Annotated in this window: 6 protein-coding genes; all 6 read right to left on the reverse strand. The window is 63.2% G+C overall.

Going from position 1 to position 6176, the window contains the following annotated elements:
* Positions 1-285, reverse strand: a 285-nt coding sequence (locus WBB95_RS26255; protein ID WP_424490228.1) for a Na+/H+ antiporter subunit G, incomplete at its 3' end; no start/stop codon positions are given.
* Positions 282-560 (reverse strand): K+/H+ antiporter subunit F, encoded by a 279-nt coding sequence (locus WBB95_RS26260; RefSeq protein ID WP_003211751.1) that lies wholly within the window; start codon positions 558-560, stop codon positions 282-284. The genes WBB95_RS26255 and WBB95_RS26260, both read right to left, overlap by 4 nt.
* On the reverse strand, positions 557-1045 hold the full coding sequence (locus WBB95_RS26265) for a Na+/H+ antiporter subunit E (RefSeq protein WP_424490229.1): 489 nt from the start codon (positions 1043-1045) through the stop codon (positions 557-559). Before WBB95_RS26265 ends, WBB95_RS26260 begins: the two co-directional genes overlap by 4 nt.
* Positions 1042-2724 carry a monovalent cation/H+ antiporter subunit D gene (locus WBB95_RS26270; protein ID WP_424490230.1) on the reverse strand — a complete coding sequence of 561 codons (1683 nt, stop codon included), beginning with the start codon at positions 2722-2724 and terminating at the stop codon, positions 1042-1044. Before WBB95_RS26270 ends, WBB95_RS26265 begins: the two co-directional genes overlap by 4 nt.
* Entirely contained in the window at positions 2721-3065 is a 345-nt protein-coding gene (locus tag WBB95_RS26275) for a Na+/H+ antiporter subunit C (protein ID WP_003192163.1), read from the reverse strand. Before WBB95_RS26275 ends, WBB95_RS26270 begins: the two co-directional genes overlap by 4 nt.
* Positions 3065-5986 carry a monovalent cation/H+ antiporter subunit A gene (locus tag WBB95_RS26280; protein ID WP_424490231.1) on the reverse strand — a complete coding sequence of 974 codons (2922 nt, stop codon included), beginning with the start codon at positions 5984-5986 and terminating at the stop codon, positions 3065-3067. The genes WBB95_RS26275 and WBB95_RS26280 overlap by 1 nt, the downstream gene beginning before the upstream one ends.
* Positions 5987-6176 lie beyond the last annotated feature (190 nt).

Genomic DNA, 6176 nt, shown 5'->3' on the forward strand with positions numbered 1-6176 from the left:
GAACAGGGCCGTTCGCGCCAACAACAGCGTGGTCACCGGCACCGTAATCGCCAACAAAATCGGAATCAGCCAGCCGTGCAACACCGGCCCGGATTTGAGCACCGAAAAGTAAATGATCGACGCCAGCGCCACACACCATGCGCCCAGTGTCGAGGCGAGTGCCGGTGGGTGCATGCGCTGGAAAAAGTCTTTCATTCGCAGCAACCCAATCGCGCCAATCAGCGCAAACACGCTGCTCAGCACCAGCAGCACCGCCACGATCACTTCAACCCATAACGGCATCATTCAATCACCTCGCCACGCAGCAGGAATTTCGCCAGGGCAAACGACCCGACAAAGCCAAACAGCGCAATCAACAACGCCGCTTCGAAGTAGGTGTCACTGGCATAGCGAATGCCGAGCACCAGCATCATCAGCATCGCCAGGATATACAGGTAGTCCAGCGCCAGAACCCGGTCCTGGGCGGAAGGGCCTTTGAACAGGCGCACCAGGGTCAGCACCATGGCCAAGGAAAACAGGAACAGGCTGAACAGGATCGCATTGGAGAGCAGGGCGCTCATTCGAAGATCTCCATCAGGGGCCGCTCGTAGGTGGTCTTGAAGTGCTCGATAAACGGCGCTTCATCCTCCAGGTCAAACACGTGCAGCAGCAGGACGCTGCGGTCCAGCGCCAGTTCTGACCAGATGGTGCCGGGCACCACGGTAGTGATCATCGACAGCGCAGCCAGGCCGTTGGGGTCGCGCAAATCCAGGGGGATCTTGATGAAGCGCGAGCGCGGCGGACGCGAACCGCACACCAGCACGCCCCAGGCCACTTGCAGGTTGGAAACGATGACGTCGCGGCCCACCAGGAAGAACAGGCGAATAATCACGCCGGGGCGGCGGATGCGAATCGGCAGCGGACGCAACGGCGCCATCATCAGCGGCGCCAGAAAGCCCAGCAACGCGCCGAGCAACAGGTTGCCGGGGCTGACCGACAGGTTCAGCACCAACCACAATACCCATAACGCCAGGGACAACCACGGAGCAGGGAACAGGCGTTTCATGGCTGCACCTCCAGCGCGGCGGCTTTGGCTTCAGGGCTGGGGATCGGGCGTGTCGCCATCACCGCCATTACGTAGTGTTCCGGGTTGTTCAGGCTGTCGGCGGTGGCCTGGGTGTAGCGCATCAACGGTTCGGCCTTGAAGGTCAGGAGCACGCTGAGGCCGAGCAGGAAGAAGATCGGCAGGCACTCGTAGCGGCGCAGCAGCGGCGAAGGACGCTCTTCCGGGGTCCAGAAACGCTGGATGCCGAGGCGCGCGAAGGCGATCAGCGAGGCCAGGCCGGACAGGATCAGCAGTGCAACAAGGCCCCAGGCCGCCGGGCGGATCGGCTCATCCACCGCGTTGCCCAAACCCATCGGGTTGACCAGCGCACTTAACAAACTGAGTTTGCCGATAAACCCGGACAGCGGCGGCATGCCGATAATCAGCAGGGCGCAGGCGACAAAGCTCAAACCCAGGAACGCCATGGTCCAGGGGATTACTTGGCCGACCACTGCCTTCTGCTCGTCATCCAGGTTCACGCCGGGACGCGGATGCAGGGATTCCATGGCCTTGGGCAGCGCGTCGATTTCTTCATCCAGCGGCAGGTCATTGGCCGAACGCGAACGCTCGATCAACTCCGCCAGCAGGAACAGCGCGCTCAACGCCAATGTGGAGCTGACCAGGTAGAACAGCGCGCCGGCAGTCAGGCTCGGCTGTGCGAAACCGACGGCCGACAGCAGAATCCCGGCCGACACCAGAATGCTCAAGCTGGCCATACGCTCAAGGCGCTGCGCCGCAACCATCGCCAGCGCCGCGCAAATGATCGTCGCCATGCCGCCGTACACCAGCCAGTCGCCGCCGAACAGCGCCGAAGCGCCGGCCTGGCCGGAGAACAGCAGCGTCCACAGGCGCAGCACGGTGTACACGCCGACCTTGGTCATGATCGCAAACATCGCCGCCACCGGTGCACTGGCCGAGGAGTAGGCGGGCGCCAGCCAGAAGTTCAGCGGCCACATGCCAGCCTTGGCCAGGAACGCCGTCGCCAGGATCGCCGCGCCCGCATGCAACAGGCCACGATCGGCCTCCGGCACCAAGGGGATTTTCAGGGCCAGGTCAGCAAAGTTCAGGGTGCCGGTCACGCCGTAGATCATCGCCGCGCCAATCAGGAACAGCGACGAGGCCAGCAGGTTGATCGCAATGTAATGCAGGCCCGAAGACACCCGCGCGCGGCCGGAACCGTGCAGCATCAAGCCGTAGGACGCCGCCAGCAGCACCTCGAAGAACACGAACAGGTTAAACAGGTCCGCCGTGAGGAACGCGCCGTACAGGCCCATCAACTGGACCTGGAACAGCGCATGAAAACTGGTGCCCGCGCGGTCCCAGCGGGCCATGGCGAACAGCAGCGCACTCACGCCGATGATGCCAGTGAGCACCAGCATCATTGCCGACAGTTGGTCCACCACCAGCACGATGCCGAACGGCACCTGCCAGTTGCCCGGCAGATACACGCCGATCGAGCCGGGGCCGCCTTGTTGCGTCCAGTACAACAGCAGGATGGCGACGCCCAGGCCGACGACGCTGGAGAACAGATTGATTTTTGCCTTCAGCGGGCGGCGTTTTTCGCCGAGCATCAGCATCAGCGCGGCGGTCAGCAACGGCAGCAGGATCGGCGCGACGATCAGTTGATTCATCCACGTCATTCCTTGGGCTCCCGGCCGTCCACATGGTCAGTGCCGGTCAGGCCCCGGGAGGCCAGCAGCACCACCAGGAATAGGGCGGTCATGGCGAAGCTGATCACGATCGCCGTGAGCACCAGCGCCTGGGGCAGTGGGTCGGTGTAGTTGAGCAAGTCTTGCGGCACGCCGTCCTTGATGATCGGCTCCTTGCCGATAAACAGGCTGCCCATGCTGAAAATGAACAGGTTGACCCCGTATGAGAGCAGGCACAGGCCCATCACCACCTGAAACGTCCGTGGCCGCAGGATCAGCCAGACGCCGGAGGCCGCCAGGACCCCAATGGCAATTGCGATGACTTCTTCCATCAGGCGGCTCCTTCCGGTGCGGCAACCGCTTTGGGCTGGTTGCTCGGTTTGTGGGCCCGCACGGATTGGTGACCGAGGGCGGTGAGCATCAACAGTGTCGAGCCGACGACCATGGCGTACACGCCAACGTCGAAGAACAGTGCGCTGGCGACGTGAATGTCGCCCAGCACCGGCAAGCTGAAGTGCCAGGTGTGCGTGGTGAGGAACGGGTAACCGGCAAACAACGCGCCGAGCCCGGTGAGGGTCGCCGAGAGCAGGCCGAAGCCCATCCAGCGCATCGGCCGCAGGCTCATCTGCGCCTCGACCCACTGTGTGCCAGCAACCATGTATTGCAGGATAAACGCCACCGACATTACCAGGCCGGCCACGAAACCGCCGCCCGGTTGGTTGTGGCCGCGCATGAACAGGTAGAACGACACCACCAGCGCAATCGGCAGCAGCAGGCGTACCAGCACCGCCGGCACCATCATGAAGCCCAGCGCGGTGTCGCTGGCCTGGCGCGGGTTGACCAGGTCGGTCGCCACGTCCGGTGCCAGTTGGCGCTGTTGCGCCGGGATCTGCATGCTTTCCTTGGACGGACGGAAGCGCCGCAGCAGGGCGTACACCGTTAGCGCCACAGCGCCGAGCACGGTGATTTCGCCCAAGGTGTCGAAGCCACGGAAGTCCACCAGCATTACGTTCACCACATTGCTGCCACCGCCTTCCGGCAGGGCGCGGCTGAGGTAGAACGAGGAAATGTCGTTGGGCGTCTGGCGGGTCAGCATCGCGTAGGACAACAACGCCATGCCGCCGCCGACTACGGTCGACAACAGGAAGTCACGCAGACGACGAATGCGCGCCTTGCGCAGCGAACTCGGCAAAGGCGAGACTTCTTCGATCCGCCGTGGCAGCCAGCGCAGGCCCAGCAGGATCAGCACGGTGGTGACCACTTCGACGACCAGCTGCGTCAACGCCAGGTCCGGCGCCGAGAACCACACGAACGTGACGCACGTCATCAGGCCGCACACGCTGACCATGGTCAGGGCTGCCAGTCGGTGGTACTTGGCTTGCCAGGCGGCGCCAAGGGCGCAGGCAATCGCCAGCAGCCAGAGGGTGACGAACACGATGGAGCCCGGGATCTTCGGCCGGTCGCCCCAACTGAGGCCGCTGTTGAGCATCGGGATCACGCCGGCGATCACCGCCGCCAGCACGAGCAGGAACAGCTGGGTCTGCAGGCGCTTGGTGCTGATGCGTTTTTCGATCCGGCGCACGCCGCGCATCATCACCACCAGGCTGCGCTCGAACATGCGCTTGCCGTTGAAGTAGCTGATGACCGGCGGGTACTTGAAGCGGCCACGCTTGAGTTGCTTGCGCAGCAGCAGGTACAGCACCACGCCGCCGGACATGGCCACCAGGCTCATGATCATCGGCGCATTCCAGCCGTGCCAGATGGCCAGGCTGTATTCCGGCAACACGCCGCCGACTACCGGCAACGCGGCGGCGGCGAGGATCGAACCGACCACTTGGGCCGGGAAAATTCCCACCAGCAGGCAGGTGAACACCAGCAGTTCGACCGGCGCACGCATCCAGCGCGGTGGTTCGTGCGGCGTGTGCGGCAAGTCGGTCGCGGGCGGGCCGAAGAACACATCGACGGTAAAGCGCAGGGCGTAGGCCACGCTGAAGGTACCGGCGATGGTTGCGATCAGCGGCAGGGCGATTTCCACCCACGCGGTCGCCGAGATAAACACGGTTTCGGCAAAAAACATCTCTTTGGACAGAAAGCCATTGAGCAGCGGCACCCCGGCCATGGACGCACTGGCGACCATCGCCAGGGTCGCGGTGAACGGGATCAGGCGCACCAGACCGCTGAGTTTGCGAATATCGCGCGTGCCGCTTTCGTGGTCGATGATGCCCGCCGCCATGAACAGCGAGGCCTTGAAGGTGGCGTGGTTGAGGATATGGAACACCGCAGCGACGGCGGCCAGCGGGCTGTTCAGGCCCAGCAACAAGGTGATCAGCCCGAGGTGACTGATGGTGGAGTAGGCCAGCAGGCCCTTGAGATCATTCTGGAACATGGCGCAGTAAGCGCCGAGGAGGAGGGTGATGGCGCCGGCACCGCCGACGATCCAGAACCATTCTTCGCTGCCGGACAGCGACGGCCACAGGCGGGCCAGCAGGAACACGCCGGCCTTCACCATCGTCGCCGAGTGCAGATAGGCCGACACCGGAGTCGGTGCCGCCATCGCATGGGGCAGCCAGAAGTGGAAGGGGAACTGGGCGCTTTTGCTCAAGGCGCCGATCAGCACCAGGGCCAGCATGACCGGGTACAGCGAATGCGCGCGGATCTGGTCGCCCGCCGCCAGCACCTGGTCAAGGTCATAGCTGCCGACGATATGCCCCAGCAACATCACGCCCGCCAGCAGGCACAAGCCGCCGGCGCCGGTGACCATCAAGGCCATGTAGGCGCCGCGTCGCGCATCGGCGCGGTGGTGCCAATAGCCGATCAGCAGGAACGAAAACAGGCTGGTCAGTTCCCAGAAAAACACGATCTGGATCAGGTTGCCGGAAATCACCAGGCCGAGCATGGCGCCCATAAAGGCCAGGAAAAACGCGAAGAAACGCGGCACCGGGTCGTCCGGCGACATGTAGTAGCGCGCATACAGCGACACCAGCGTGCCGATGCCCAGCACCAGCATCGAGAACAGCCAGGCAAAACCATCCATGCGCAACACGAAGTTCAGCCCGAGGCTGGGCAACCACATGAATTCTTCACGGATCACACCACCGTGGGCGATCTGGGGGTAGAGCAGGGCGACTTGAAGGGTACCGGCCAGGGCCACGAGGCCAGCCAGCAGGGATTCGGTGTTACGTGCATTGTGCGGCAGCAAGGCCGCCAGACAGCTGCCAATAAAAGGCAGAAGCAGTAGAACTATCAGGGACATAGGCTTCTAATCTGCGGGAGTTTGGGATGCATCATACGTGCCGCTTTCTCGATCACCAAACGGCAACATGTGGCAGGATCCTACAAGGTAGGCTGAAAATTCGCATTTGGCATTGTTGAGAGACGCTGCCGCCTACTGTCGGAGCGGGCTTGCTCGCGAATGCGGACTGGCATTCAGCATGGATGTCGGC

The sequence above is a fragment of the Pseudomonas sp. genome, assembly GCF_049645325.1.
Taxonomy (GTDB): Bacteria; Pseudomonadota; Gammaproteobacteria; order Pseudomonadales; family Pseudomonadaceae; genus Aquipseudomonas.